The organism is Streptomyces sp. BRA346, from assembly GCF_052851135.1.
The window spans coordinates 1-1,726 of sequence record NZ_JAIWIH010000158.1; the positions used below are offsets into that span (position 1 = coordinate 1).

A 1,726-nucleotide genomic window follows, 5' to 3' on the forward strand; every position below is an offset into this window, starting at 1 on the left:
AGATGGTCGGCCGGGATTCGTTGTTCCGGGTGGAGTGGGCTCCGGTGGCTGAGGGGACGGACGCCGGGCCGTCGGTGGTTGCGGTGGTCGGCCCGGACGGCGGTCTGAGTGGCGGGCTGCGGGATGCGGGGATCTCGGTAGTGGGGTGCGCGGATCTGGCCGCGTTGGCTGTGGCTGAGGCCCCGGTGCCGGATGTGGTGTTGGCTGTCGTGGGGGCGGAGGACCGCGGTGAGGGCGTGGTGGATTCCGTCCACGCTTCCGCGGTGCAGGCCCTGGGATTGGTTCAGGGGTGGTTGGAGGGGGAGCGGTTCGCGGGGTCTCGTCTGGTCGTGGTGGCACGTGGGGCTGTCGGTGATCTGGCGGTGGCGTCGGTGTGGGGTTTGGTGCGGTCGGCGCAGTCGGAGCATCCGGGTCGGATTGGGTTGCTGGACCTTGGTGACGGGCCTGTGTCGGGGGCGGTGTTGTCCCGGGCGTTGGCGCAGCCCGAGCCGGAGTTGGCGGTTCGGGAGGGGCGGTTGGTGGTGCCGCGGTTGGCTCGGGTGGGTGTGTCCGATGCTGCGGTGCGGGTGTGGGATGGGCCGGGCAGCGTGTTGATCACAGGTGGTACGGGTGGTCTGGGTGCGGTGGTGGCGCGGCACCTGGCGGCCGAGCGTGGTGTGCGGGATCTGCTGCTGCTGTCCCGGCGGGGGATGGCTTCGCCGGGTGCTGAGGACCTGGTCGCGGAGCTGATGGAGTCGGGCGCGCGGGTTGAGGTGCTGGCCTGTGATGTGGCTGACCGGGGTGCGCTGGCGGAGGTGCTGGCCGGGCGTGAGATTTCGGCTGTGGTGCATGCGGCCGGTGTGCTCGATGACGGTCTGATGGGTGCGTTGACTCCGGGGCGCCTTGATGCGGTGTTGCGTCCGAAGGTGGATGCGGCGTGGCATCTGCATGAGCTGACGCAGGACATGGACTTGTCTGCGTTCGTGGTGTTCTCTTCCGCGGCGGGCACGTTCGGCACTGCGGGTCAGGGGAGTTACGCGGCGGGGAATGCGTTCCTGGATGCGTTGGTGGAGTATCGGCGTGGTCTTGGGTTGCCGGGTGTGTCGTTGGCGTGGGGGCCGTGGGATCAGCCTGGCGGAATGGCTGGTGAGCTGAGCGCTGCCGATCGTGAACGGATGGCGCGTGTGGGTCTGCCGCCGTTGTCCGTCGAGCAGGGTGTGGCGCTGTTCGATGCCGCGGTGGGTGCCGGGGAGCCGGTGGTGTTGCCGGTGCGGCTGGATCTTCCGGCGCTGCGGGCTCGTGGCGAGGTGCCGCCGCTGCTGCGCGGTCTGATCCGTACGCCCTTCCGCCGTGCCGCCGCTACCGGGCTGGCGCAGCGGCTCAGCGGGCTGGGTGAGGTCGAGCAGGGGGAGGTGCTGTTGGACCTGGTGCGCAGTCAGGTGGCCCTGGTGCTGGGGCATCAGGGTGCTGCGGCGATCGATCCCGGACGGTCGTTCCGTGATTTGGGCTTTGATTCGTTGATGGCGGTGGAGCTGCGTAACGGGTTGGGTGCGGCGACGGGGTTGCGGCTTCCGGCGACCCTGGTGTTCGACTATCCGACCGCGCAGGCCCTCGTGGAGCATCTGTTTGATGAGTTGCTGGGGTCGGATACGGGTGTGTCGGTGCCGGTGGGTGTGTTGCCGTCGGTGGCGGATGATCCGGTGGTGATTGTGGGGATGGCCTGCCGGTATCCGGGTGGGGTGTCGTC

At 69.3% G+C, this 1,726-nt stretch carries 1 pseudogene; it reads left to right on the forward strand.

From position 1 onward, the window contains the following. Positions 1-8 precede the first annotated feature (8 nt). Positions 9-1,726, forward strand: a pseudogene (locus LCH29_RS43890) (type I polyketide synthase); the annotation flags it as partial.